Annotated in this window: 25 protein-coding genes; 14 read left to right on the top strand and 11 right to left on the bottom strand. The window is 70.0% G+C overall.

Going from position 1 to position 25172, the window contains the following annotated elements:
* The first annotated feature begins 442 nt into the window (after positions 1-442).
* Positions 443-775 (top strand): hypothetical protein, encoded by a 333-nt coding sequence (locus tag LTT61_RS11710; protein WP_233019961.1) that lies wholly within the window; start codon positions 443-445, stop codon positions 773-775.
* Positions 772-1215: a roadblock/LC7 domain-containing protein gene (locus LTT61_RS11705; protein WP_233019960.1), complete on the top strand. Its 444-nt coding sequence runs from the start codon at positions 772-774 to the stop codon at positions 1213-1215. The genes LTT61_RS11710 and LTT61_RS11705 overlap by 4 nt, the downstream gene beginning before the upstream one ends.
* A 53-nt stretch (positions 1216-1268) precedes the next feature.
* Here LTT61_RS11705 and LTT61_RS11700 read toward each other — a convergent pair whose 3' ends face one another.
* Entirely contained in the window at positions 1269-2522 is a 1254-nt protein-coding gene (locus tag LTT61_RS11700) for an ATP-binding protein (protein WP_332909240.1), read from the bottom strand.
* A 233-nt stretch (positions 2523-2755) separates the two neighbouring features.
* Between LTT61_RS11700 and LTT61_RS11695 the strand changes: the two genes are divergently transcribed.
* Both LTT61_RS11695 and LTT61_RS11690 read left to right on the top strand, forming a co-directional pair.
* Positions 2756-3676 carry a hypothetical protein gene (locus tag LTT61_RS11695; protein ID WP_233019958.1) on the top strand — a complete coding sequence of 307 codons (921 nt, stop codon included), beginning with the start codon at positions 2756-2758 and terminating at the stop codon, positions 3674-3676.
* Between the two features lie 72 nt (positions 3677-3748).
* Complete coding sequence (locus tag LTT61_RS11690; protein WP_233019957.1) at positions 3749-4921, top strand: MFS transporter; 1173 nt, start codon at positions 3749-3751, stop codon at positions 4919-4921.
* Here the strand turns inward: LTT61_RS11690 and LTT61_RS11685 are convergent.
* Entirely contained in the window at positions 4865-5512 is a 648-nt protein-coding gene (locus LTT61_RS11685; protein WP_233019956.1) for a class I SAM-dependent methyltransferase, read from the bottom strand. The two genes, LTT61_RS11690 and LTT61_RS11685, sit on opposite strands and share 57 nt — an antisense overlap.
* Positions 5513-5727: 215 nt before the next feature.
* On the opposite strand from LTT61_RS11685, the gene LTT61_RS11680 reads away from it, so the two are divergent.
* Together LTT61_RS11680 and fadD11 are read left to right on the top strand one after the other, a co-directional pair.
* Complete coding sequence (locus LTT61_RS11680; protein WP_233019955.1) at positions 5728-6492, top strand: 3-hydroxyacyl-CoA dehydrogenase; 765 nt, start codon at positions 5728-5730, stop codon at positions 6490-6492.
* A gap of 78 nt (positions 6493-6570) precedes the next feature.
* Positions 6571-8424 carry a fatty acid--CoA ligase FadD11 gene (fadD11, locus tag LTT61_RS11675; RefSeq protein ID WP_420094771.1) on the top strand — a complete coding sequence of 618 codons (1854 nt, stop codon included), beginning with the start codon at positions 6571-6573 and terminating at the stop codon, positions 8422-8424.
* Positions 8425-8458: 34 nt separating this feature from the next.
* Here the strand turns inward: fadD11 and LTT61_RS11670 are convergent, their stop codons facing one another.
* A complete protein-coding gene (locus tag LTT61_RS11670; protein ID WP_233019954.1) occupies positions 8459-9391 on the bottom strand; it encodes a hypothetical protein in 933 nt (310 codons plus the stop codon).
* Between the two features lie 74 nt (positions 9392-9465).
* Here LTT61_RS11670 and LTT61_RS11665 point away from each other — a divergent pair, with 74 nt between their 5' ends.
* On the top strand, positions 9466-9990 hold the full coding sequence (locus tag LTT61_RS11665; protein WP_233019953.1) for a DnaJ family domain-containing protein: 525 nt from the start codon (positions 9466-9468) through the stop codon (positions 9988-9990).
* Between the two features lie 258 nt (positions 9991-10248).
* Here the strand turns inward: LTT61_RS11665 and LTT61_RS11660 are convergent, their stop codons facing one another.
* From LTT61_RS11660 to LTT61_RS11645, 4 genes are read right to left on the bottom strand one after another with little or no spacing between them, the layout of a single operon-like run.
* Positions 10249-10833, bottom strand: a complete 585-nt coding sequence (locus LTT61_RS11660; RefSeq protein ID WP_233019952.1) for a class IV adenylate cyclase — start codon at positions 10831-10833, stop codon at positions 10249-10251.
* Positions 10830-11510 carry a class I SAM-dependent methyltransferase gene (locus LTT61_RS11655; RefSeq protein ID WP_233019951.1) on the bottom strand — a complete coding sequence of 227 codons (681 nt, stop codon included), beginning with the start codon at positions 11508-11510 and terminating at the stop codon, positions 10830-10832. The genes LTT61_RS11660 and LTT61_RS11655 overlap by 4 nt, the downstream gene beginning before the upstream one ends.
* Positions 11497-12066 (bottom strand): AAA family ATPase, encoded by a 570-nt coding sequence (locus LTT61_RS11650; RefSeq protein WP_233019950.1) that lies wholly within the window; start codon positions 12064-12066, stop codon positions 11497-11499. The genes LTT61_RS11655 and LTT61_RS11650 overlap by 14 nt, the downstream gene beginning before the upstream one ends.
* Complete coding sequence (locus LTT61_RS11645) at positions 12059-12958, bottom strand: radical SAM protein (protein WP_233019949.1); 900 nt, start codon at positions 12956-12958, stop codon at positions 12059-12061. Before LTT61_RS11645 ends, LTT61_RS11650 begins: the two co-directional genes overlap by 8 nt.
* Before the next feature lie 154 nt (positions 12959-13112).
* Here LTT61_RS11645 and LTT61_RS11640 point away from each other — a divergent pair, with 154 nt between their 5' ends.
* Positions 13113-13853 (top strand): XRE family transcriptional regulator, encoded by a 741-nt coding sequence (locus tag LTT61_RS11640; protein WP_233019948.1) that lies wholly within the window; start codon positions 13113-13115, stop codon positions 13851-13853.
* A gap of 13 nt (positions 13854-13866) precedes the next feature.
* Complete coding sequence (locus LTT61_RS11635; protein WP_233019947.1) at positions 13867-14334, top strand: NUDIX domain-containing protein; 468 nt, start codon at positions 13867-13869, stop codon at positions 14332-14334.
* On the opposite strand, the gene LTT61_RS11630 is transcribed toward LTT61_RS11635, so the two are convergent.
* Both LTT61_RS11630 and LTT61_RS11625 read right to left on the bottom strand, forming a co-directional pair.
* On the bottom strand, positions 14316-14882 hold the full coding sequence (locus LTT61_RS11630; RefSeq protein WP_269821875.1) for an HD domain-containing protein: 567 nt from the start codon (positions 14880-14882) through the stop codon (positions 14316-14318). The two genes, LTT61_RS11635 and LTT61_RS11630, sit on opposite strands and share 19 nt — an antisense overlap.
* A gap of 21 nt (positions 14883-14903) precedes the next feature.
* Positions 14904-15737 (bottom strand): TetR/AcrR family transcriptional regulator, encoded by an 834-nt coding sequence (locus tag LTT61_RS11625; protein WP_233019945.1) that lies wholly within the window; start codon positions 15735-15737, stop codon positions 14904-14906.
* Between LTT61_RS11625 and LTT61_RS11620 the strand changes: the two genes are divergently transcribed.
* Positions 15725-17146, top strand: coding sequence for an NAD(P)/FAD-dependent oxidoreductase (locus tag LTT61_RS11620; RefSeq protein ID WP_233019944.1), 1422 nt, complete (start codon positions 15725-15727; stop codon positions 17144-17146). The genes LTT61_RS11625 and LTT61_RS11620 overlap by 13 nt on opposite strands.
* 1 nt (position 17147) lies before the next feature.
* Complete coding sequence (locus LTT61_RS11615) at positions 17148-18944, top strand: hydroxysqualene dehydroxylase (RefSeq protein ID WP_233019943.1); 1797 nt, start codon at positions 17148-17150, stop codon at positions 18942-18944.
* 163 nt (positions 18945-19107) lie between these two features.
* Here the strand turns inward: LTT61_RS11615 and LTT61_RS11610 are convergent, their stop codons facing one another.
* A complete protein-coding gene (locus LTT61_RS11610; RefSeq protein WP_233019942.1) occupies positions 19108-20373 on the bottom strand; it encodes a cytochrome P450 family protein in 1266 nt (421 codons plus the stop codon).
* 415 nt (positions 20374-20788) lie between these two features.
* Positions 20789-21346, bottom strand: a complete 558-nt coding sequence (locus tag LTT61_RS11605) for a TetR family transcriptional regulator (protein ID WP_233019941.1) — start codon at positions 21344-21346, stop codon at positions 20789-20791.
* A gap of 85 nt (positions 21347-21431) precedes the next feature.
* On the opposite strand from LTT61_RS11605, the gene LTT61_RS11600 reads away from it, so the two are divergent.
* Genes LTT61_RS11600 through LTT61_RS11590 form a run of 3 tightly spaced genes read left to right on the top strand, consistent with a single transcriptional unit; the run spans position 21432 to position 25121 of the window.
* Positions 21432-21893: a DUF4334 domain-containing protein gene (locus tag LTT61_RS11600; RefSeq protein ID WP_233019940.1), complete on the top strand. Its 462-nt coding sequence runs from the start codon at positions 21432-21434 to the stop codon at positions 21891-21893.
* Positions 21890-22978 carry an NAD(P)-dependent alcohol dehydrogenase gene (locus tag LTT61_RS11595; protein ID WP_233019939.1) on the top strand — a complete coding sequence of 363 codons (1089 nt, stop codon included), beginning with the start codon at positions 21890-21892 and terminating at the stop codon, positions 22976-22978. The genes LTT61_RS11600 and LTT61_RS11595 overlap by 4 nt, the downstream gene beginning before the upstream one ends.
* 49 nt (positions 22979-23027) lie before the next feature.
* Positions 23028-25121 carry an MMPL family transporter gene (locus LTT61_RS11590; protein ID WP_233019938.1) on the top strand — a complete coding sequence of 698 codons (2094 nt, stop codon included), beginning with the start codon at positions 23028-23030 and terminating at the stop codon, positions 25119-25121.
* Positions 25122-25172: the final 51 nt, after the last annotated feature.

The raw sequence follows: 25172 nt of genomic DNA, 5'->3' as shown, positions 1-25172 counted from the left end.
TCGGCGGAATGCGACCCCGGCAGCCGGTGATTAGCTCGCCGAGCGTGTCCGGGACAGTTTCCTGCGGCCGTGCAGTAACCGTGATGCGGCTGGAATGCCCGGTTCGACGGGGCGGCCGAGCGGTCGCCCCGCAGCGCCGGACGGCCTTGTTACCTCTGGGTAGCGAGTCCGGGAGCGGGGCGCCGCGTCTGGGATGGAAGGTCTCGGTCGCGTTGCCCGATCGTGACTTTTCGTGACTGTTCCCATCCATCTCGACCGATCGCCGGGGCATTGCTACGCTGCTGACGCGGAGGGAACCGACTGGTTTCTTCCGCGCATTGTCTTTTCTGTGGGATCAAGAGTGAAAGGTATCGCTCCGCATTCGGAGATTATTCGAGCGCGGAGCGATTCAGGGTGTGCGGTAAATATGAGGCTCGAAGATGCTCTGCGTGACGGAATGAGCATGGACGGCGCGATCGGCATCGCGCTGGTCGATATGCAGAGCGGCATGTTGCTGGCGAAGCAGGGCGGGAATTCGCTGTTCGACCTGGAGATGGCAGGCGCGCTGAACACCGAGGTGCTCCGGGCCAAGGGCCGCGCGGTCGAGGCGCTGCAGCTCGGCGACGAGGTCCAGGACATCCTGGTGACGCTCGGCACGCAGTACCACCTGATCATGCCGCTGGTGCGCAATGACGACGAACAGCTCTTCCTCTACCTGGCCCTGGACAAGGCGCGCGGCAACCTCGCGCTCGCCAGGCACCAGCTACGCCGCATCGAACAGGCGATCAAACTATGAGCGCGCCCTTCCACCGGCCGGGCACGAGATCGCTCGACCGGACCGAGATCGCGCTCGGCGACCCGGAATTCGTCGGCAGGCTGCTCCAGCGCGCCTGCGACGAGATCTACGAGGTCGAGCACGCCGTCATGACCAGCAGGGACGGGCTGGTCGTCGCCTCCGACACGGCGTCGGCCGGAGTCGACGGCGGCGATTCCGTCGCCATGCGCGGCTCCGCCATGGCGGCGGCGGCCATCGGCATCGGTGACCACTTCACCGGGCTGCTGCACCAGGGGCGGTTGCAGTCCACGGTCTTCGAGGCGGACCGCGGGTGCGTCGGGGTCTTCCCGGTGAGCTCGACGCTGCTGCTGGTGGTCACCAGTACGCCCGGGGTGAATCTCGGGCGGTTCAACGCGGCGGCCAAGCGGGTCCTCGGCATGCTGCTCGCGCCGACCTACTGAGGAGTCTCGACCGCGGTGGTCGGCGGATGCGCTGCCGACCACCCGTGAGGGTGTTACCCCAGCTCCCACAGCGCGCTGATCGGCATCGCGAGCATCTTCGGCCCGAAGGGCAGCGTCTGCTGCCCGGTGTGCAGGACGATGCCGGCGCGGAAGTCGGCACCGAGTCGTTCGGCGAGGTGGCGCAGCCCGCGGAAGTCGTCGGAGCCGACGGTGGAGGCTGCCTTCACCTCGACGCCGACCACCTCGCCGCGCCGGTTCTCCAGGACCGCGTCGACCTCGACCTGATCGCGGGTGCGGTAGTGGAAGAGCTCGACGTCTTCGTCCGCCCAGGTGAGCTGGCGGGCCAGCTCGGAGAGGACGAAGTCCTCCAGCAGCGGGCCGAGCTGGCCGGTAGGGCGGAGCAGGCTTCTGGCGTCGGCGCCGATCTGGTGCGCCGCGATGCCGGAGTCGATGAAGGCCAGCTTGGGCGTCGTGGTCGCGCGGCTGCTGATGTTCCTGGACCAGGCGGGAATCCGCTTGACCACGAAGACCTCCTCCAGCAGCGCCAGGTACCGCTTCACGGTGGCCGCGCTCAGGCCGAGATCGTTGCTCAGCGTGGCCGTGGACAGCAGGCCGCCGGAGCGGGCGACCAGTAGGCGGACGAGAGTGCGCATCTCGGTGACGCGCTCGATCTCTGCGAGCTGCTGGATGTCCCGCGCGATGAGATCGCCGAGGTAGGAGTCGAAGAAGGCGCGGCGGCGGCGGTCGTTGGTGCGCGCCACCGCCTCCGGGAATCCGCCACGCACCAGGCGCTCCGCGTAGTCGGCGCGGGAGACCGACGAGTGGTGCCGCACCCGGTCGCCCTCGGCGAAGACGGTGTCGATGAAACCGTCGGGGGTGCCGTCGATCTCGCCCTGCGAGAAGGGCCAGAGCTCGATGGTCTCCATCCGCCCGACCAGCGTGTCCGGCAGCGAGTGCAGGCCGAGCACGCGGGCGGAGCCGGTCAGCAGGTACTGGCCCGGCCGCGGGTCGGCGTCGACCCGGGCCTTGATCGAGAGCAGCAGTTCGGGGTTGCGCTGGATCTCGTCGATCACCATCAGCTCGGGCAAGTCGACGAAGCCGTCGGGGTCGGCGAGCGCGGCCTGCCGGGTGAGTGCGGTGTCCAGGTCACGCCACTCGGCGGTGCGGTCCTTGACGAGAAGCCGCAGGAGGGTGCTCTTGCCGCACTGTCTCGCGCCGTTCACGAGGACGACTCGAGTGTCGGCCAGCGCTGCGCGGACAGCGGCCTCCGCTCGGCGCGGAAGCGCAGGCCCGAAGCGTGTTTGCATGCGGATCGCTCCTCGAGGTCGTCGCCTGGTGATCAATCTGCCGCTCACTTGCTGATCGATCTGCCGCTAGTTTACTGATGGATCTGCCGCTGGGTTGGTGATGGATCTGCCGTCGGGTCGGCGAACGATCTGCCGCTACCTTCGTGAACGATCTGCCGCCCACCCCGTACCAACCGCATCGCGGGCGAGGAAACCCGGCACGGGAGTTTCCCCGGGTGCGGCACAATGCGGACGTGTTCGAACTTCGCGCCGAGCCGCGCCCGGTCGACGGGCATGATCGTCTGCTCGACGCCGCGCCCGGATATGACGGGACGCTGGTGACCCTGTGGACCACCGACGCGGGGGCGGCGCTGCTCACCGCCCGCACGGAATCGCCTGGTGGAGCGTCGTTCCCGCTGACCAGGGCGGAGGAGCCGGTGTCGGCGCGGGTGGTAATTTTCGGCCCGGAGCCGCGCGAGGTGGTGCCGATCCACGATCTGACGATCGCGTTCCCGTCGGTGCGGCTGCTGCCGGACGGCGCCGTGCTGGTGGTCGGGCACCGGTGCCGCTGGTCGGCGAGCGGGCCGGAGCACAATGCGATGGTCGTGCTCCCGGACGGGGCCGTGGAGTGCACGGGGGTGCTCGGCGACGGGATCGAGGACGTGGCGGTCTCGCCGTCCGGGGACATCTGGGTCAGCTTCTTCGATGAGGGGGTGTTCGGCAATTTCGGCTGGGGCGGCGGCGGGCCGGAGCCGATCGGGCACCCTGGCATCGTCCGCTTCGACCGCGCGCTGCGCCCGGTCTGGAGCTTCGACGGACCCGGCATGGCCGATTGCTATGCCTTCACCCTGGCCGGTGAGACCGCGTGGGCCTGCTACTACACCGACTTCCCCATCGTTCGGATCGCGGACGGGCAGAGCAGGCTCTGGCGCAACGACGAGATCGCCGGGGCGAAGGCGCTCGCGGTCTCCGGGGATCGGGTGGCGCTGTACGGCGGCTACTCGGGGGAGCGGGAGCGGCTCGCGATCGGCCGGTTGACCGGGGACCGGTACCTGGTGGAGCGGATCGAGCGGGTGCCGCTGCCCGGCTCGGGGCGGCTCGCGCTGTTCGGGCTCGGCGCCGAGCTGCACGCCGTCGTCGGCGGTTCCTGGTATGTGGCCTCCCCTTTCGGCTGACCGGTCCCGCCGCCCGGGTGTACGCTCGCCCGACATCTGGACAAACGTCCAGCTCATCGCGGGGAGTCGGGCATGACGGAGCGCGTGCGGCCGGTGGCGGCCGCGTACGCCGCGCAGGGCTTCGGGTACGCGGCGATCGTCACGGTCCTGCCGGAGTTCAAGGAGCGGCTCGGGATCTCGGACACGGTGGTGTCGGTGCTGCTGCTCGGCACCGTCCTCGCGGCGGCGCTCGGCTCGGTCGCGGCGGAGGTGATCGCGGTGCGCTGGGGGAGCGGGCGGGCGCTGGTCGCGGCGCTCGGGGCGCAGGCGGTGGCGCTGCTCGGGGCGGCCGTGCTCGGGAGTCTGCCGCTCTTCGCGGTGGCGCTGGTGCTGTACGGGATCGGGCTCGGCGGGGTCGACGCCGCCTCGAACATGCAGGGCGTGCTGGTGCAGCGGCGGGCCGGGCGGCCGCTCCTCGGGCGCTTCTACGCCGGGTACACGGCGGCGGCGATCGCGGGCGCGCTGCTGGTCGCCGGGTTGCTCGCGCTGGAGCTGCCCGCGGTGTTCGCGCTGGTCGCCGCGGCGGCGGTGCACGTCGGGGTGGCGCTGCTCGGCTTCGACCCGGAGCGCGCCGTGCGGCAGCGGGAGAAGAGCGGACCGCTGCCGTGGCCCGCCATCCGGATCGTCGGCGCGCTGATCTTCGCGGCCTTCGTGGTGGACGCGGCGGTCTCCACCTGGAGCACCGTGTACCTGGCCGACGGGCTCGGCGCGGTCGCCGCGGTGACCCCGCTCGGCTACGCCGCCTACCAGGCCGCGGTGCTCGGCGCGCGGCTGACCGTCGACGCGGCCGTCCTGCGGTTCGGCCGGACGCCGGTGGCGCTCGGCGCGGTGGCGGCCGGGCTCGCGGGGTGCGTGCTGGTGGCGGCGCTGCCGCTGGTGCCCGGCGCGATCGCGGGGTTCGCGGCGGCCGGGCTGTGCGCGGGCGCGCTGGTGCCGATCGCGTTCAGCGCGGCGGGCGAGGTGCGGCCAGAGCGCTCGGACGAGATCGTCGCCACCGTCAACCTCTTCAACTACGCGGGCGCGCTGGCCGGGGCGGTGCTGCCCGGCCTGATCTCGGCCGGGCCCGCGCTGCGCGCGGCCTTCCTGCTGCCCGCGGTGTGCCTGCTGCTCGTGCTGCCGCTGGTGCGGCGGGTGGACCGGCTCGCCCGCTCAGCTCCGCCTGACCTCGGCGAGCCAGGCGGCGGCGTCGACCTGCCCCTCCGGTGAGACCGCGAGCCCGGCGACATTGTCCGCGACCACCGGGGTGACCCGGCCCAGGTAGCGGGCGGGCTCCAGGGAGACGAGCTGCCAGCCGTCGGTGAAGGCGCCGCGCACGATGTCGGCGCCGATCCGCGGGCCGAAGCCGGGCTCGGCGTCGGAGAGCGCGAGCAGCCGCAGCACCCCGCCCGGCCGCAGCACGCCGTGCAGCGAGCGGACGTAGCGCGCCCGCTGCTCCGGCTCGGTGCCCCAGATGTGGAAGAGCGCGCTGTCCAGCACGGTGTCGTAGGCGCCGGTGGCGCGCGGGTCGAGCGCGAGCGCGTCGGCGACCGCGAATCTGGCCTCCGGCACTCCCTTCGCCTCGGCGTTCCGGCGGGCGAAGCCGACGGCGCTCGGCGAGAAGTCGACGCCGAGGACGTCGTGGCCGCGCGCGGTCAGCATGATGGTGTGCTCGCCGGCGCCGCAGCCGATGTCGAGCACCCGGCCGGTGAAGCCGCCTGCGCGCTCGAGCTCGTCGATGGCCGGTTGGGGGCGGCCGATCACCCACGGCGCGGTGTCGTCGTCGTATACGGAGTCCCAGCGTTCGGTCGTCTCGGTCATGGCTCCACCGTGCAACCTCTACCGCGCTCGAGGTCAAGCGGTGTGCTATAACTAGAACCTGTTATAGGTGAATGCGCCCGAACATCGGTGCTGCCGAAATGGCATTCTCTTCGTCTCGCTATGCGAACCGCTGTTTACTTGTTGCCGTCGCGATGGATAGTCTCGATGCCACGGCCGGTGTCGACCACGCGCGGCCGGAGCAGAAAGGAACTCCCATGCAGATCGACAGCAACCTCGTCGCGCTGGTCACCGGTGGCGCTTCCGGCCTCGGGCTGGCGACCGTCAAGGAGCTGCACGCGCAGGGCGCGAAGGTCGTCATCGTCGACCTGCCCTCCTCGCCCGGCGAGACCGTCGCCAAGGAGCTCGGCGACGGCGTCGTGTTCGCCGCGGCCGACGTCACCGACGAGGAGCAGGTGACCGCCGCGCTGGACGCGGCCGCCGAGCTGGGCCCGCTGCGGATCGCGGTGAACTGCGCCGGGATCGGCAACGCCATCAAGACCGTCGGCAAGCAGGGCGCGTTCCCGCTCGCGGCCTTCCAGAAGGTGATCAGCGTCAACCTGATCGGCACCTTCAACGTGATCCGGCTGGCCGCCGAGCGCATCGCCGCCACCGAGCCGGTGGGCGAGGAGCGCGGCGTCATCATCAACACCGCCTCGGTCGCCGCCTTCGACGGGCAGATCGGGCAGGCGGCGTACTCGGCCTCCAAGGGCGGCATCGTCGGGCTGACGCTGCCGGTCGCGCGCGACCTCGCGAGCCTGAAGATCCGGGTGCTCACCATCGCCCCCGGCCTCTTCCACACCCCCCTCTTCGCGACCCTGCCGGACGAGGCCATCGACTCGCTCGGCGCGCAGGTGCCGCACCCCTCGCGGCTCGGCAACCCGGTCGAGTACGGCGCGCTGGCCAGGCACATCGTGGAGAACCCGATGCTGAACGGCGAGACCATCCGGCTCGACGGCGCCATCCGCATGGCCCCGCGCTAGAGCCTCTTCCGCGACCGCGGCCGGTGCGATTCGGCCGCGGTCGACGGCTATCCGCGGAATGCAACATTGCAATGCAATATGTTGCGATGTACGTTGTCCGCTGTGACCCGACCCACCGATCACCCCCGCTTCGACACCCTGGTCGCCGCCTTCCAGCACACCGCGACCCGCGCACCGGACGACATCGCCCTGCGCACCCCCGGCGACACCACGACGCTGACCTGGCGCGACTACGCCGCCGAGGTGCGCGCGGTCGCCGCCGGGCTCGCCGCGCTCGGCGTGCGCAAGGGCGACACCGTCGCGCTCATGATGGGTAACCGGGTGGAGTTCTATCCGCTGGAGGTCGGCGCGCAGCACCTCGGCGCCACCTCGTTCTCCGTCTACAACACGCTCGCGCCCGAGCAGCTGGCCCACGTGCTCGGCAATTCCGGTGCGCGCGTGGTGATCTGCGAGCCGCAGTACGTGCCGCGGCTGCGGGCGGCAGGCGCCGAGCCGGACCACATCGTCTGCGTCGACGAGGCGCCGGACGGCACCGTCGGGGTCGCCGAGCTGATCGCGGGCGGCGACCCGGCCTTCGACTTCGACGCCGCCTGGCGGGCCGTCCGCCCGGACGACGTCGCCACGCTCATCTACACCTCGGGCACCACCGGCAACCCCAAGGGCGTGGAGACCACGCACGCCGCGCTGCTCTTCGAGTCCTACGCGGTGGCGGAGGTGCTCGGCATCCGGTTCGGCGACACCATCACCTCCTACATGCCGACCGCGCACATCGCCGACCGGCTCACCGCGCTCTACTTCCAGGAGGTCTTCGGCACACAGGTCACCTGCGTCGCCGACCCGGCCGGTATCGCGCCCGCGCTGGCCGAGCTGCGGCCGACCATCTGGGGCGCGGTGCCCCGGGTCTGGGAAAAGTTGCGCGCCGCGGTGGAGTTCGCCGTCTCGGCCGAGCCGGACGAGCAGAAGCGCACCGGGCTGCGCTTGGCGCTCGATGTCGCCGCGCGGCGCAGCGCCAGGCAGCTGGCCGGCGCGCCGGTGCCGGAGGAGCTGGCCGTCGAGTGGCAGCGCGCCGACGCGCTGGTCCTCGGTCCGCTGCGCGCGAAGCTCGGGCTGGACCGGGTGCGCGGGGCCATGTCCGGCGCCGCGCCCATCCCGCCGGAGACGCTCGGCTTCTTCGCCGGGCTCGGCATCCCGATCGCGGAGATCTGGGGCATGTCCGAGCTGGCCTGCATCTGCAGCGTCAGCCATCCCGACGATGCCAAGCTGGGGAGCGTCGGCACGCTGCTGCCCGGTATGGAGGCCAAGGTCGCCGACGACGGGGAACTGCTGGTCCGCGGGCCGCTGGTGATGAAGGGGTACCGCGGGGAACCCGCGAAGACGGCCGAGGCGGTCGATGCCGACGGGTGGCTGCACACCGGCGACGTGGTGACCATCGACGACGACGGGTTCCTGCGGGTGGTCGACCGGAAGAAGGAGCTGATCATCAATGCCTCCGGGAAGAACATGTCGCCCACGGCGATCGAGAACACGCTGAAGGCGGCGACGCCGCTGATCGGGGTCGTTGCGGCGATCGGGGACGGGCGGCCGTACAACACCGCGCTGGTGGTGCTCGATGCCGAGACGGCGCCGCGCTACGCCGAGCAGCACGGGTTGGCTGATGCCTCCGCTTCCGCGCTCGCCGCCGATGCCGGGGTCCGCGCGGCGATCGCCGCGGGTATCGCCGCCGGGAACGCGAAGCTGGCTCGGGTGGAGCAGGTGCGGCGGTTCCGGGTGCTTCCGGTGTTCTGGGAGACGGGTGGGGACGAGCTCACCCTGACCTTGAAGCTCAAGCGGCGGGTGATCGCGGAGAAGTACGCCGCGGAGATCGAAGGGCTCTACGCCGTGGAGCCGTCGAGTGCGGTGCTCGAGCCGGAGGGGGTGCCGGAGCCGGTGTGACGCCGCTCGGCCGGGGGCGTGGGCCGGTCCGGGCTCAGGGGCGGGTGCCGCGCAGGCGGTCGCCGAGGCGCTGGCCTGCGGCCTTCGCCCGGCGGGCGCGTTCCGAGGAGGCGAGGTCGGTCGCGAGGCGTTTGCCGGTCGCGGCGGCCTGCCTGGCGTGGTCGCTGCTCTCCACCCGGCGGGTCACGTCGGCGGCGATCCGGCGCGAGGTCGCCTTGGCCTGCTGAGCCCGCTCGGCCGCGGCTTCCCTCGCCTGCTCAGCGGTCTCGGAAGATGCGATTCGGCGGCCGGCGGCGACTGCCTGCTGGGTAGCCTCGATACCGGCGCGGCGCAGGTGGGCGCTCTGTTCGAGGGCTCGGCGGTAGCGGCGGGCGCGGGTCGGGGCGGTGCCGCTGAGCCGGTCGCAGAGGCTGCGGCCGCCGGGGCGCAGGGCGGGCACCGCGTCGGCGATCAAGACGGCGAGGGCCAGCGCCCAGAGCACCACGGAGAGCGCGAAGGCGCCGTGCACGAGGGCGATACAGGCGGCCGCGTACAGCCCGACGTCTTTGAGTGTGGTGCTGATCGCGTACCTGGCCGCCCGGCCGCGCGAGAGCAGCGGGTCGGGCCCGTGCGCGACCGTCCTGACCTCGGCCAGCGCCCCGCCCGCGCTGTGCCCGGTCCAGGCGAGCGTGCCGAAGCGCACCAGCCCGGTGAGCACGATCAATGCCAGAAAACCCTGCGTCACCAGCGACATCAGCTCGCCGAGCACACCGGAGCCGATCTCGACCCCCGCCGCGGTGACGTCACCCTCCGACCCCATGAGCTCCCACGCGCCGCCGGCCCCGAGCGACGGCCAATCGGAGAGGTAGTCGCCGATCCGATACTGCGTCAGCCAGCCGAGCACGGCGGTCAGCAGGACGACGACACCGAAGTCCAGCGACCAGGCGGCCATGCGCCTGCCGGGCGTGACGATCGCGGCGTGCTCCATGCCGTCCGATCGTGCCGGGTGCGGCGAATTCGCGGCGTCGGTCGTTCGGATGACACCTTTCGTACCCTGGATGCATGGGCGCAGACGGGAGCGCGGGGCGGAAACCGGCGCGGCAGAGCTTCGAATCCTGGGTGGACAAGCAGGTCAGGGAGGCGGAGGAGCGCGGGGAGCTGCGGAATCTGCGCGGCTCCGGAAAGCCGATCCCCGGCGCCGGGGCTCCGGTCCAGGAAGATGCCTGGCTGCGCGGCTACCTGCAACGCGAGGGCGCGGACACCGGCCTCCTGCTGCCCACCCCACTGCTGCTGCGCCGCGATGCCGAGCGAATCGGGGCGACGGTGCGTGACTGCACCACCGAGGAGCAGGTGCGCGCCGAGGTCGTGGCGCTGAACCGGCGGATCGTCGAGTATCTGCGAATTCCGTCCGGGCCGGTGGTACCGGTGTCCACCGTGGACGTCGAGGCGGTGGTCGCGGAGTGGCGGCGGGAGCGCGAGGAGCAGCGCCGGGCTGCCCGCGCGGTCGCGAAACCGGTTGCGCCGCCCCCGCCGAAGGCGACGAAGCGCCCGTGGTGGCGTCGCCGCCGACGAGCGGCCGGAGGGTAGTAACCCAGGTTCTCGCCCTTACGCCTGCGGTTGAGCCCCTACTGCTGCCCGCCGGACCCACTCTCAGGAATCGAGAATGTGCGGCAACCCGGCCCGATACCGATACCGATCCAGTGCCGTGGCCCTCTCCATGGTCGCCAGATCGATCGTCGCGTATCCGGACGACGCGAGGTGCAGGCGTCGGCTGATCTGGAGGCGTTGGATCCGCGGGTCGAGCACGGAAAGCAGACGACTCCGTTGCGCGTCAGCGATCGGCTGTCATTCTCGCTGTGCGCCGCCTGGACGCGCCGTAGGCGACGCCGTCTCGAACAACAGGGTCGGTTCGATCAGGATGTCGCGGCCGGCCTCGCTCCGATAGATCTCGTCCACGCTGCCGAACCTGGCCTCTCCGTAGTCCAGCTCCAGCCGTGCGGCGGCTGAACGCACGGCGTCCTCGCTCGGGCCCTCGATCTCGAGGAATGTCGGTAGGTCCGGCCAGGTGTCGAAGTCGAACACAAGGTCGCCGAGCTGCCACTCCTCGCGGTAATTCTCCTGGTATCGAACCTGGCGGGAGCCGAGCGCGGTGAGAATTTCGGCTATCGCGTGCGGGTCGCCCACTGTTGTCTCGATCTCGGTGGTTCCGTCGATGGAGGTGGCGTCGGTTACCCGCTTGAGGGTCAGCGTCGACCGGGATCCTTCGTCGCGCAGCCGGATCCAGGCACCGCGTTCCAGGGCGTCGTCCTCGAAAATTCTGCGGGTCAGCAGCGTTCGCGGGAAAGATCGCGTCGCGCCGAGGTCGACCAGCGCTCGCCGTACGGCATCGGTGTCCACGGTGAGAAATTTGGCTTCGTACTCGTGTTTCATCGCTGCCGCGTCCCGCCTTCCTCTTCTTCCTCTGGGTGCCTCTTGGCAATGAGCAAACCCATCCGGTGTTGGTGATCGTGCAACCGGCCTACGTGCGCACGTTCGGTGAATGTGTCGGTCTGCAACCGCAGCAGGACCGTCCATCGGTGGCGGTCGAAATACCTCGTCAGCCGGTCCGGGGTGGTGTAGTGCTCAACGTACTCGTGGCGGTATTCGAAGGGCATCATGAACTCCGCGCCGAACACCCCGCCCGGCCGAACGACCTGTTGCATCCGGCTGACGAAGTCCCCGAGGGGCCGTTCGTGGTTCGCGCTGTAATGCCACGAGCAACTCGTCCAGACCGCGTCCGCGATCAGGTCGGCGGGTTCGGTGTCCAGGAAGTCGGCGCAGACCACCCGAACCAGCGGGGTCAGGCCGACGTCCGCCAAGCGCTCCACCAATCCGGGCGCGTAGGTCACGCCCGAGTGCGGCAGCAGCACTTCGCCGCCGTTCAGTGCCACCTGATCACTGTCGATGGCAACCACCCGGTGCCCGACGCTCGCCAGCGGCAGTACGAATTTGCCGTCGCTCGCTCCGACCACGGTGACGACCGCTTCGGCTGGGCACTCATCGGCAACCACACGCAGGAATTGCGGGAAGAAGGTCAGGGTGTGCTCCCACAGGCTAGCGCTGGGCATGCTCGGCCCCGATCGCGTTCAGGTCGAGAATCGCCTCCACGATTCTTTCGGGGTGGCGTGCGGTCGTCTCGATCCGATGAGCGGGAAATTCGTGGTGGGCGGCGGCGAGGCGGTCCGCGTTCTGCTCCGCGAGGGTGTCCCACCGTGTTGTCGGCCTCGCGCGGCCGGCCAACCGCTTGCGTCGTTCATGCGGTTCGCAGACGAGCTGATAGGAGACGGGGCACGGCAGGTCACGGGGCAGAATCACGTCGACATCGGCTCCATACACGCGGTGTGTGCTCAGACAGCGGGCGAAATAGCTCTCGACCACCACGGGTACCCCGGCGTCGAGGTAGCGACGAATCTGGTCGGCAGCGGTGAACAGCGCGGAGAGGAAGAAGCACATTCTCGCGTTCACGTTGGCCCCGGCATCCAGCTCTCGACGCAACGGTTGATAGAAGTGCGGGACGGTCGGAACGAGGACGGCTCCGCGGGCGTCCGCAAGCATAGGCGCGATCGTTGATTTCCCGGTGCCGGGCAGCCCTTCGATGCTCTCGAACGGCAGGAGTCTACGCATGGCGGTACACCACATCGGGAATGCCGACCAGCACCTCGTCGTCGGGGCCCGGCCGGTGGACGATCCGATCACCGTCCTTCTCGTACCAGAAGGCTTGAGCATCGGTGCCGACTGCTTTGCACGACATCGTGAGCGCACCTCGCGGATCCACCTCGATCCGGTCGATTTCGCGGCGCGCAGCCGGGGCCGCGCAACTCGAACTGGTTCCTTCGGCAAGGTCGTCATCCAGGACGACCTCGATATTCAGTACCGCTCGCCGCAGCTTCTCGCGCATCACGGAGTATTCCGTCGAATCACGCACCATCATCTCGGGGCGTGCGGCCGCATTGCCGATCGGGCGCAGCCGATGCAGTTTGAGCTGGGCGACCCCCAGCGATTCCAGAATGCGAGCCAGCTCGATCACCTCCCCGATGTTGTACCGATTGACCGTCATCGTGACCCCGGTCGGCACGCCCAGGTCACGCGCGAGAGCGAGACTTTCCAGTGCGGCGGTATAGCTCCCGGCCCGGCGGATACGGTCATTGGTGTCGCCGATTCCCTCCAGCGAGACGCGCAGCAGGTCGAGGCACGGCGCGATTTCCCGCAGGCGCGGTGCGATGCGATAGCCGTTGGTACAGATCTCGACCGCCAGGCCGAGGTCGTGCTTCGCATACCGGACGACCCGCGCCAGGTCCGAGTAGACGAAAGGCTCACCACCGAGCAGCGTCACAGCCTCGATCCCGTGCTCATGCCGCATGAGCCGCATGAGGTTGGACGCTTGCACGGAGGTAAAAGCGTCCTGGTACCGCAGGCGCTCGCCGTGGAAGCAGTGGCCGCATTCGAAATTGCAGCGGTAGAGCAGTTGCAGGTAGAGCATTCGAATCCTGCGAATGCCGGTGACTTCTTCGATCACGTCGCCCCCTCGGTGTTTCTCGGTCGAGGGTTCATGGTGCCGAGGCGGCACCGGACCCCGTAACCGCGTTCGGGCCGTGCCGGAAGGACGTCCCCGGGACGTTCCCCGCGTCCTACCCGCGATTGCCTTGCCGATCACCGGTACGTCGGCTTCCATGGACACCGTGAACGTCCGCCTTCAGACCGTGCTGCACCAGAGGGGAATTCGGCCCGAAGTGTTGGCCGAGGTGTGTCAGGTGGATCCGAAGACGGTCGCGCGGTGGCTCGGTGGCCGCGTACCGCATCCGCGGCACCGGCACCTCGTCGCGGGCCATCTCCGGGTCGAAGCGGAGTTCCTGTGGCCACCGGTTCCCGAGACTCCGCCGGTTCCGAAGAACCTCGAATTGGTCGCCACATACGCGAACCGGGCCGAGGTACCGCGTGATGTGTGGCTGTCGCTGCTCCGCGAAGCGACCGAGCGGATCGACGTGCTTGTGTTCTCGGGAACCTTCGTGGTGCAGTCGAACCCGCAGGTGGTGAAGATGCTCGCCGAACGAGCCGGACAGGGAACCAAGGTCCGGCTGTGCTTCGGAGACCCCGTCGGCGAGGCCGTCGCCCGTCGCGGCACGGAGGAAGGCATCGGCGATACGTTGTCCGCGAAGGTCCGGGCCTCGCTGACCTACTACCGCCCGCTGCTGGGCGGGGACCATTGTGAGATCCGCCTGCACGACACCACCCTGTACAACTCGCTGTTTCGCTACGACGACAACGTGATTGTCAATCCGCACATCTGGGGGCAGCCCGCCAGCGCCAATCCGGCATTCCAACTGAGGCGCGTCGGCGATGCCGGGTGGTTCGACAACTACATCGAGAGCTTCGATGCCATCTGGGGTGAAGCACGGCCCTGGACACCGTGACGAGAGGGCCACCATGGGCAGAATCGAGTACTACTACGACCCGCAGGCACCCGAGCCGAATTCGCTCGTGGTGGCATGCAACCTCCTGGTGACAGATGGAGCCGGAGCCATCCTGCTGCAGCGCCGACGGGACACCGGGCAGTGGGCGCTGCCGGGCGGCGCGATGAATTTCGGCGAGACCGCCGCCGAGTGCGCGATCCGCGAATGCCGGGAAGAAACTGGAATCACCGCCGAGATCACTGGCTTTCTCGGCGTGTACAGCGACCCGAACCACATCGTCGCCTATACCGACGGCGAAGTGCGCCAGCAGTACGAGAACACCTACATCGGGCGACCACTGTCGGGAGAACCGACGATCAACGACGAAGCCGACGGCGTGACATTCGTAGCTCCTCGGGACCTGGAGGGGTACGACATCCATCAGAGCATGCGCAAGCAGATCGGCGACTACCTGTCCGGCAACTACCCGTTTCTGGGCTGAGCCGACAGCGCGCTGTCGATCCGAGCGGCCGCCGCGAGAATTGTCGGCTCGGCACGCCGGATGAAGCGACCCACGATCGAATCGAGGCGGTACCGTCCCACGATCTCGCCTATCCGTTCGGCCGGAGTTGTCGTCGTGCCGTCGGGGGTGGTGGTCATGTCGCAGTAGATCAGCGCGTCGGCGAGAAGTTCGTCGTCGTGCGCGGGGAACTCGGACGCCAGTTCGTTGCTCAGCCCGCGTTCCTCGGCTTCGAGGAGCGCGCACGAGTGGTTGGCGACCAAGCGCACCATGCTGTCGCCGGCCTGATGCTCATCGCGCAGGAAGCGAGCACCGTCGAGCGGATGGAAGCCGGTCACCGCGATCCGCGGCGCGTATCCGATGTCGTGCAGAACGGCGGCCGCGATTAGTAGGTCACCGTCGCAGTCGAGCCTGTCGGCGAGGGCTGTCGCGGCAGCAGCCACCCCTCGGGTGTGCGCCCACCGCCGAGGTAGCGGTGTCGCCAACGCGCTGCACGCGAGAGACCAAGCCCAAGCCGGTCCGCGGTCCATGGCCCGAAGCTACCGGGCGGATCAGCGGCCCGGTGCGTCTCCGTAGACGGTGAACCAGATGCCGCGGCCCAGCGCCTCGGCCAGCGCCCCGTCGCCCACCCCGGTCGGCGCGCCGAACGTGACGGTGATCGAACGCTCGACCATCGAGGTCAGCACGATCGCCGTGGCCGCCGGATCGATCGCCGTGCTGATCCGGCCTGCGGCACGATCGGCCTCCAGCCGGGTGCGCACCATCTCCATGAACAGTGCCAGCCGGGTGTGCCAGTACTCGCGAACGTCGCGGTCGTAAGCAGCGAGTTCGTTGAGCGCGAGCAGTAGATAACGATGTTGGCGAAAACCGGTAATCATCGAACGCATAGCGCGGATGACGCCCGCCTGCTCGTCGGTGTGCGCCGACGCCCACCACTGCTCGGCGGCGGCGAAGAGGTCGGCGGTGGCCAGCTCCGCCATGCGGATCAGCAGGCTGCTCTTGTCCGGGAAGTAGCGGTAGAAGGTGGAGCGGGCCGAGCCGGAGGCGGTGGCGATCCGCTGCACCGCGATCTCGGTGAACGGCGTGCCGTCGGCCAGCAACTCCTCGACCGCGGCGAGGACGCGCTGTTCGAACTCCGCGCGCCGGTCGTCGGTACCCTTCCGCGAGGTACGGGGAACGCGGGTCAGCGAGGGCACACCGGGCTCGTCATCCGTCGATTCGATTCGCGCATGGGTTCCATTCTGCCCCTCCGCGCGCGGTCGTTGACTTTTTCCCGCTCGGCCCTCACTCTTATCGGACATAGTGTCCGAGACTCGGTGACCGACCCCGAAAAGGGCCGCTGACCGGGCGATCTCAGCGTCGAGGCGGTCCCATGCCTGCTCCATCCGTGACGACCATCGACCGCGCGGACGTCGTGGTCGTCGGCGCCCGCTGCGCAGGCAGCGCGGCCGCGCTGACGCTGGCGAAGGCGGGCCGCCGGGTCGTCGCCATCGACGCCGCCCGCTTCCCGTCGGACACGCTCTCCACGCACCTGCTCTGGCCCTCCGGGCTGGCCGAGCTCGAGCGCCTCGGCGCGCTGGACGCCGTCGCCGCGATCGGCGCGCCGAGGCTCACGCACGCCATGGCGGCGATCGCCGGTTACAAGGTGGCGTCGCGCTTCCCCGCGGTCGGCGAGATCGACTACGCCATGTGCGTGCGGCGCACCGGGCTCGACGACGCGCTGCTGCGCACCGCCGTCGCCGCCGGGGTGCAGCTGCGCGAACGCTGCCGCGTCACCGACCTGCTCTGGGAGGGCGGGCGCTGCGCGGGCGTCCGGTACACCGACCCCGACGGCGCCGAGGTGGAGCTGCGCGCGACGCTGGTGATCGGCGCCGATGGCAGGCGAAGCACGGTCGCCAGGCTGGTCGGCGCCGACCAGCCGTTCGCGCACAGGCCGAGCGGGCGCGACTGCTACTACGCCTACTGGAAGGACTCCAGGGCCGACTGGCGGCACATCGCCGCGCAGTGGCGCACCGGCAGCGACCTCGGCACCGCCTTCCCCTGCGACGACGGCCTGCTGCTCTGCCTGGTCCAGCCCGCCGCCACCGGCGAGCGCGCCGGCGTCGGCGCCGCGGAGGCCCGCTACTCCGCGGCCATCGAGAACATTCCCGAGCTGACGGAGCGGCTGCGCGGCTGCACCCGGGTGGGCCGGGTGCGCTCGGCCACCGACATCGCCTCCTACTTCCGCTACTCCAGCGGGCCCGGCTGGGCGCTCCCCGGTGACGCCGGGCACTTCAAGGACCCCGTGACCGCGCAGGGCATCCGGGACGCGCTGCGCTACGGCAGGCTGCTCGGCGAGGCCGCCGCTCCGGTGCTCGACCACCCGGAGCGGCTGGACCGCGCACTGCGCGACTGGGAGCAGACCCGGGTGCGCGACTGCGTCGACATCTACCAGTGGACCAACAAGCTCGCCCGCGGCGAGACCATCAGCCCGCTGGAGCACGCGCTCTACCGGGCCGCCGACACCGACCCGGCGATCTCCGAGACCGTCATCGCGATCTTCTCCCGCACCGTCGACCCCAGCTCCTTCTACACCCCGAAGCGCGCGGGAAAGCTTGCGCTGCAGGCACTCTGGAACTCGCGCGCCGACCCGCTCCCGGTCCTCGCCGACGTCGCGCGCACCGCGCGCGACACCGTCGCCGAACTCGCCGAGGCCCGCGACATCCGTCGCAGGTCGCACCGCCGGGTGCCGCTCCCGTCCCGCCCCACCGAACCCGCGCTCACCCCGTCCTCGCCAGGAGACGACCATGCCTGACATGCCCGCGACAGTGCCGTTGCCGGAGCCCCGCCCGTCCACCACCGTTCCCCGCCGCGACGTCCTGCGCGGCGCGCTAGCCGCGGGCGCCGTCGTCGCCGCGGGCTCGGCGCTGACCGGCCCCGCCCAGGCGAGCCCCGCGCTACGCAGCCCGGCGCTGCACACCGGCGGCCGCTCCGTCGCGGTCTTCGGCGGCGGCATGGCCGGGCTCTCGGCCGCGCACGAACTGGTCGAGCGCGGCTACCGGGTCACCGTCTACGAACCCGCCTACCTCGGCGGCAAGGCGCGCAGCATGGGCGTGCCGGGCACCGGGCATGGCGGCCGGATGGATCTGCCCGGCGAGCACGGGTTCCGCTTCTTCCCCGGCTGCTACCAGAACGTCCCGGACACCATGGCGCGCATCCCATTCCCCGGTAACCCGAACGGCGTGCGGGACAACCTGATCCGGGTCGAGGGCACGGTCGCCGGCTTCCGCGGCAGGCCGCCGCTCTTCGCCCCGATCGAGATCGGCTCGCTGGACCAGCTCACCCCGGAGCTGCTGGCCAACACCATGATCGGCGCGTTCAGCTTCCTACCTGAGCTGCCGCCGCACGAGCTCGCCTTCTTCGGCAAGCAGATGGCCATGTGGTTCAGCTCCTGCGAGGAGCGCCGGTTCGGGCAGTGGGAGTACGTCACCTGGGCGCAGATCATGCGGGCCGCGGGGAAGTCGCACGCGTATCAGGAGTACCTGGTGAGCGCGCTGACCCGCATTACCGTCGCGGCCAAGCCGCACCTGAGCTCGGCGCGCACCATCGGCACCATCGGCGAGGCGCTGGTGCTGGCCGCGACCGGTTTGATCCCGCAGTTCTCCGGCGGGGTGGACCGGATTCTGAACCGGCCCACCAACGAGGCGTGGATCGACCCGTGGGTCGCGTACCTCATGTCGCGCGGGGTGCAGTTCGTGCTCGGGTCGAAGCTGACCCGGCTCAACCTGGGCAACGGTGTCATCAGCTCGGCCGTCGTCGGCGGCACCATCGTCGAGGCCGACTACTACGTCTGCGCGATCCCGGTGGACCGCGCTGTCCCGCTGCTCACCGGCGACATCCTGGACGCCGATCCGCAGCTCGGCGGCATGAGTCAGCTGCTCACCGACTGGATGGTCGGCATCCAGTACTTCCTGCGCCGCACCACCGGCATGCCGGAGGGGCACATCGCCGCGCTGGGCTCGCCGTGGGCGCTCACCGCGCTGCGCCAGGCACCCATGTGGGTGGGCGACTTCCCCACCCGCTACGGCGACGGTTCCGCCGTCGAGTGCCTCTCGGTGGACATCTCGGACTGGGATTCACCCGGCATCGTCTTCGGGCGCACCGCGAAACAGTGCTCTGCCGAGGAGATCTCGATCGAGGTGTGGGCGCAGTTGAAGGAGTGGCTGAACACCAACACCGGCTGGCTGCGGGACGAGGACATCCACTCGTGGCACCTCGATCCGGGTGTCAGCTGGTCCGGCGGGGTCGCCTACAACGAGACGCCGCTGCTGGTGAACACCATCGGCTCCTACGACAACCGGCCGAACGCGCACTGCGCGATTCCGAACCTGTTCTTCGGTGGGGATCACGTGCGGAGTCATATCGATCTGGCGACCATGGAGGGGGCGAACGAGTCGGGGCGGATGGTGGCGAATGCCGTCATGGACGCGGCCGATGATCCGCAGCCGCGGGCCGACGTCTTCCCGCTGGTGGCGCTGCCCGCGTTCGAGGGGGCCAAGGCGGTGGATCGGGATCGGTATCGGGCCGGGTTGCCGCACATTCTCGATTTTTGAGTGTGCCGGCGGGCAGCGGAAGGGGCTGCCCGCCGAAGGGCTTGGTCGAGCAAGGGCTGCCCGGCCTATTTGTAGAGCGCGTCGACCTGGGCCTTCGGCCCGTGGCCGAGACCGTTGAACAGCTCGCGGTAGTCCCCCGATATCGAATTCGTGACGACCGGGGTCAGACCAACTGAGGGCGGCGGTCTGCGTCGGCGTTGGATGCGGGATGCGATTCGGTGGGTCCGGCCGGTCGGACCGGCAGGCTGATCAAGCCATGGATCAGGAGGCTTTTTCGCCACGTCAGATCGCTGAATTCCCCGTCGAGCGACATCTCCGGGAACTTGGCCAGCAGTCGCGAGATCGCGGTGGTGGCCTCCACGCGGGCCAGGGTGGCGCCGAGACAGTGATGGATGCCGTGTCCGAAGGCTATGTGCCTGCTTTCGGGTCTTTCGAGGTCGATGCGGTCGGGGTCGGTGAACCGCGCCGGATCTCTATTGGCAGCGGCGAGCGAGATGAGGATGAATTCGCCTGCGTCGATATCCGTATCGCCCAGTGTGATCGGGGCGGTGGTGTAGCGAGCCGTCGCCACGTGCAACGACCCGTGACAGCGCAGGATCTCCTCGATGTAGGCGGGTATCGCTTCGGGGTGGGTGCGCAACCGCTCGGCCGTTGCCGGATCGCGGAGGAGCTCCAGTACCGAGTTGCCGATGAGATTGACGGTGGTCTCATGCCCGGCTATCAACAGCAGGAGCAGCATGGCGATGAGTTCGTGCTCGTCCAGGCGGTCTTCGTGGTCTTTCGCGATGATCAGTTGGGAGAGCAGGTCCTCGCGGGGGTCGTTGGTGCGTTCGGCGATCAAATTCGTCAGGTAGGTCAAGTAGCTGACTCCGGCGGCGGTGCGTTCCTCGAGCGTGGCCGAGTCGCCGACGACGACGGCGGTCCACGCGCGGAACTTTTCCTTGTCGGCGTCGGGGACTCCGAGCAGTTCACAGATCACCGCGGTCGGCAGCCGGAATGCGTAACTGTCGATGAGGTCGACGGTCGTTCGCGCGCCGATGTCATCGAGCAGGGTGTCGGCGATCGAGGTGATTCTCGGCTGGAGATCGCGGATGGCGGGACCGGCGAATGCCTTGACCACGAGGCGGCGCAGCCGGGTGTGCTGGGGCGGATCGGCGAACAACATGTTGTCGCTGATGGCGGTGTTGAACAACTCGGCTGCACCGTTTTTGGCCAGCACCGCCTGTCCCTCGGGCGACCCGATGCGTTTGCTGATGGTCGGCTCCGCGAAGGCCTGTTTGGCTACCTCGTGATCGACGATCAACCAGCCGAGTACACCGTCCAATCGAATTCGGTGCAGGGGACCGCGCTTACGCAGCGCCCGGTAGGTCGCATGCGGATCCTGGTAGAAGTCGTCGGTCAGTTCGAGGATTTCCATCGCGCCGGTCACCACCTGCCGCCGAGTGAAAAGGCGGCCGAGCTCGAATCCGTGTAGTGCACAGTCCCTCAGTCCTTTCGGCGAACGATCTGACTTGCGCGCGATGCCCCCGGAACGAGTAATCAATCAGGAGTGCATCACCGAGAGGTCGAGCAGTTTCGATCGGGTGAACCAGGAAGCCCCCTACAAGCTAGCCGTAACCGCTGTCCACTGAACCTCCGACACGTGACGCAGTCATGTGCGAGTTCGGGGTGCAAGAGGTGAATTGCCGTGAACGGAGCGGGCCGAGCCGTCAAGGATGGTAGGTGCCCGGCGGTGTGGGGGTCAAGGGTTCAACTCCCCTCAGCTCTACTCGAATAGCAGGTCAGGCCCGGTCATAGACCGCCTGACCTGTTTTTCGGTCGTGACGCCCCCCGTTCGAGGATGCCTACGGCGCGACCAGGCGGCGCACGGCGAGGATGACCGCCGACCGCTGACGCCCAACGGCATCGTCCGCATTCCGCGCCTGAACCGCGTGCGTCGCGGCGGTACGGGTGAGATCCGTGAGCATGCGCAGCAGCGCGACGGGGGTGAAGTCGGCGGTGACGAGCCCGTCGCGCTGACCCCGCCGCACCTCCTCCAGCTTGGACATCGTCGCCCGGCGCAGCACCGCCTCGGCCCGCGGATCCAGCGCCTCCAGATCAGCCCAAGCCTGCAACCGCGCGTCGTCGGGATGCGCGACGAAGTGGTCGAAGAGCCGACCGGCATACCCGGGCAGATCCTCGGCGCGCAACGCGGTGCTGGTCGTGGTCTCGGTGACCCACTGCTCGGTGACCGCCGCGTACAGCTCGGTCTTCCCGGGGAAATACGCGTAGAGCCGGTCCTTGCTGGCGTGTGCGTCGGCGGCGATCCGGTTGATTCTCGCCCCCGCTACGCCGTGTCGCGCGAATTCCGCGCGTGCGGCGATGAGGATGCGTTCCCGGGTGGCGTGGCCTGCTGCGCGCATCCCGAGATCCTATCTTGCCGAACCATCCGGTTCGGATCTACGCTGATTTCCGAACCAATCGGTTCTGGAATTGGAGGACGGGCTGATGAGCGAAGCACGGTGGCGGCAGTTGCGGGCGGAGAGCGGTGGGGTCGCGCCGGCCGAGCTGGATGAGCTCTGGGGGCGGCTGAAGCCCGCACGCGCGGAGGACATTTTCGGGGAGTGGAAGGGCGATGCTTTCCAGACCGGGCACCCGCTGTGCCGGGCGCTGCCGAAGAGCCGCTGGTACGGGAAGACGTTCAATGCGCTGGACGACGCCAAGCCGCTGATCTGCCGGGCCGAGGACGGGTCGCTCTTCTCCAATGTGGAGCTGGGCGGGGGCGAGGCGACGCTGTGGAACATCGAGTTCCGTGGGGAGACCACCGCGACCATGGTCTACGACGGTCGTGCGGTGTTCGATCACTTCAAGTGGCTGGACGACCGCACCCTCATGGGGATCATGAACGGCCGGCCGGAGCTGGTGCTTGCCGACGGGCAGTTCTTTTACTTCCTGCTGGAGCGGGTGTGAAGACCAGCGCGCTGCTCTCGCGCGACCCGCGCGCGCCGTTCGAGCTGGCACAGGTGCAGGTCGACGCGCCGATGGGGACCGAGATTCTGGTGCGGATCGTCGCGTCGGGGGTGTGCCACACCGATCTGATCTCGCGCGCGGCGGGTGCGGCCGACCGGCCGGTGCTGCTCGGCCACGAGGGGGCGGGGATCGTCGAGGCGGTGGGCGACGCGGTGACCGATGTGCGCCCCGGCGACAGCGTCGTGCTCACCTTCCGGCACTGCGGCCGCTGCCGGAACTGCCTCGCCGACCGGCCCGCCTACTGCCGGAAGGCGACCGCGCTGAACAACTTCGGCCGCCGCGCGGAGGGCGGGCCGCGGGTGACGCTGGACGGCGCGCCGGTGCTCGACGGCTTCTTCGGGCAGTCGAGCCTGGCCGGGTACGCGCTGGCGACCGAGGACAACACCGTCGTCGTCGAGCCGGATACCGACCTCGCGCTGGCCGCCCCGCTCGGGTGCGGCTTCCAGACCGGCGCGGGCGCGGTGCTGAACGTGCTCGCCCCCGCCCCGGGCGCGCAGCTGGTGATCTACGGCGTGGGCGCGGTCGGGATGGCCGCGCTGCTGGCGGCGCGCGCACTGGACGATGTCGCGGTGACCGTGGTGGAGACCTCCGCCCTCCGGCGCGCGCTGGCGCTGGAACTCGGCGCGGTGGCGGCGCTCGACCCCGCCGAGACCGACATCCCGCCCGCGATCCGCGAGCTGACCGGCGGCGGCGCCACGCACGCGCTGGAGACCACCGGCGTTCCGGCGGTGCTCGGCGGCGCGGTGGCGGCGCTGGCGACCGGCGCGACCGTGGTCGCGGTCGGGCTCGGGCAGGGCGTGCCGCCGGTCGACCTGGGCGACCTGGTGCTGAACGGCAAGTCGATCCGCGGCTGCCTGGAGGGCGACTCGATTCCGCAGGTCTTCATCCCGCGGCTGCTGCGGTGGCAGCGCGAGGGGCGTTTGCCGCTGGAGCGGCTGGTTACCACATTCCCGTACGCCGAGATCGAGGCCGCGTTGGCGGCGCAGCGAGCGGGCGACGTGGTCAAACCGGTACTTACCTGGTAACCGAGGTCGTTACGTTGCTTAACAGTTAATTTTCTGAGAGAGTGGCGCCGTGCGTTTCTGGGACCGGTACGCGGCCGTGGTTTCCGCGAAGAAGTCATGGTTGCTGCTGGTGGCGCTGCTGCTGGCCGGCATCGCCGCGATCGGGCTGATCGGTTCGAACGATTCGGCGGGGCAGGCGCCGAACTCGCTGCCGGACAGTGCCGAGTCGGCGCGTGCGGCGGCCGCGCTCGACGAGTTCCCCGGGGCCGACGTCGCCGCCGCCATCGCCGTCGTGACCAGGACGGACGACGGGAGGCTGACCGACGCCGACCTGGCCGCGGCGAACGCGGCGCTCGATCGCATGCGCGGCACGAGCGTGGTGCGGGCGGACGGCCCGGCGGCGCCGATCATCCCCGCCCCGGACAGCGCGGCGGCGCTCGGCCAGGTGTCGGTGGATGCCGCGCTCAACGGCTTCGCGCTCACCGACGCCGTTGCCGAGCTGCGCACGGCCGCCGGGGACGGCCTGCCCCGAGACTTGACCGTGCAGGTGACCGGCGGCCCGGCGTTCGGCGCCGATATCGCCGACTCCTTCTCCGGCGCCAATGTCACGCTGCTCGCGGTGACCGCGCTCGTGGTCGCGGTCCTGCTGATCGCCACCTACCGCTCGCCGGTGCTCTGGCTGGTGCCGCTGCTGGTGGTCGGGCTGGCGGACCGGGTGGCGACCTCGGTCGGTACCGGGCTGGCCGAGCTCACCGGGCTCAGCTTCGACGGGTCGACCTCCGGTATCACCAGCGTGCTGGTCTTCGGCGCGGGCACCAACTACGCGCTGCTGCTGGTCTCCCGCTATCGGGATGAGCTGCACCGGCACGCCGATCACCGGGAGGCGCTGCGCCTCGCGGTGCGTCGTGCGGGCCCGGCCATCCTGGCCAGCAATGCCACCGTGGTGCTCGCGCTGCTCGTGCTGTTGCTCGCGGTGCTGCCGAACACCCGCAGCCTCGGTGCGCTCGCCGCCGCCGGGCTGGTCGTGGCCGCCGTTTTCGTGCTCGGTGCGCTCCCGCCCGCGCTCGCGCTCTGCGGGCGCAAGGTGTTCTGGCCCTTCGTGCCGAAGGTGGACGAGCGGGACAGCGCGACCGAGGGGATCTGGCACCGGGTGGCCGCCGGGGTGGTGCGCAAGCCGGTGCTGGTCGCCGTGACCTCGCTCACCGCGCTCGTGCTCTGCGCGCTGGCGCTGCTCGGTGCGCAGGTCGGGCTCTCGCAGACCGAGCAGTTCCGGGTCAGTGCGGAGTCGGTGGACGGGTTCGACGCGCTCGCCGAGCACTTCCCCTCCGGGGCGGCCGACCCGACCACGGTGGTCGCGCGGGCCGCGGCAGGCGATGAGGTGCAGCGCGCGCTGGAGGGCGTCGACGGGGTGGATCGGGTGACCCCCGCCGGGGATTCCGACACCGGGCTGCGGCGCTGGAGCGTGGTGCTCGAGGCGGCGCCCGCCTCGGACGAGGCGTTCGCGACGGTCGAGCGGTTGCGCGGCGCGGTCGCCGAGATTCCGGCCGCGGAGCCCCTGGTCGGCGGCAGCGATGCCGAGGCGCTGGATGTTCGCGATGCCGCGCAGCGCGATCAGAAGGTGGTCATTCCGCTGATCCTGGCGGTGGTCTTCCTGGTGCTGCTGGCGCTGTTGCGCGCGGTGCCCGCCGCGGTGTTGCTGGTGGCGGTGACGGTGCTCAGCGCGCTGGCCGCGCTCGGGGTCGGCAGTCTGCTCAGCATCCACGTCTTCGGGTTTCCCGCCTTCGACACCAACACCCCGCTCTTCGCGCTGCTCTTCCTGGTGGCGCTCGGCGTCGACTACACCATCTTCCTGGTGACGCGGGCGCAGGAGGAGACGCCGGAGCACGGGACCACCGACGGGATGGTGCGCGCGGTCTCCGCCACCGGCGCGGTGATCACCAGTGCGGGGGTGGTGCTGGCCGCGGTGTTCTGCGTGCTCGGGGTGCTGCCGTTGATCACGCTGACGCAACTCGGGATCGTGGTCGGCATCGGCATTCTGCTCGACACCTTCCTGGTGCGCACGGTCGTGATCCCGGCGCTCTTCGCGATCACCGGGCCGCGCATCTGGTGGCCGAACGCGCTCGCGCGCGGCATCGACCGGCCGGAGCGGGTAGGCCGCTCCTGACCGTCGCGCGGCGGCGTGCGGCCGGACAGCCGGCGGGCGGGTTCAGCCGGG

This window comes from Nocardia asteroides, assembly GCF_021183625.1.
GTDB classification, from domain to species: domain Bacteria; phylum Actinomycetota; class Actinomycetes; order Mycobacteriales; family Mycobacteriaceae; genus Nocardia; species Nocardia asteroides_A.
The sequence above is the reverse complement of the archived record's forward strand: the minus strand, read 5'-3'. Positions and strand labels throughout refer to the sequence as shown.